At 28.1% G+C, this 477-nt stretch carries 1 protein-coding gene; it reads right to left on the reverse strand.

Annotated features, from left to right (window positions below; translation table 11 throughout):
* Nucleotides 1-378, reverse strand: a 378-nt coding sequence (locus RI01_RS03265; RefSeq protein WP_017193242.1) for a dTMP kinase, incomplete at its 3' end; no start/stop codon positions are given.
* Nucleotides 379-477 lie beyond the last annotated feature (99 nt).

Genomic DNA, 477 nt, shown 5'->3' on the forward strand with positions numbered 1-477 from the left:
GATATCAGGTTTGATGAATTTTTTACTCAAATTGTTAAAAATGTGATAATTTTTGTCAATTTTTGAAGGATATACGCGATAGGAAAAATTAGAACCTAACCATCTATCTACTAAAATGATTTTATTTGTTTGTAAGTTGGGTTTGATGAACTCTTCTTGGGTTTGAATCATATTGGCGAAACTTAAAAAATATCTAGTTAAATTATGCAAAGTATTGTGGGTTAAAAACGTTTCACGTATAAAATTACCAATTGTAGAACTACCTAATCCGCGAATAACCACCACTTCATTACCTTGTTTTGTTAATTCTTGTTGAACGATTTTTATTAGACTTGTTTTTCCGCTACCGTCAAGTCCTTCGAAGATAATTAATTTCATTTTATGCTCCTTTTTAAAAATTTGGGTATAAAAAAAGACTCTCATGATGAGAGTCTTAGTTGTATTTTATTTTGCTTAATTGTTTTAAATAAGTTGTTT

The organism is Italian clover phyllody phytoplasma str. MA1, from assembly GCF_000300695.1.
Taxonomy (GTDB): Bacteria; Bacillota_I; Bacilli_A; order Acholeplasmatales; family Acholeplasmataceae; genus Phytoplasma.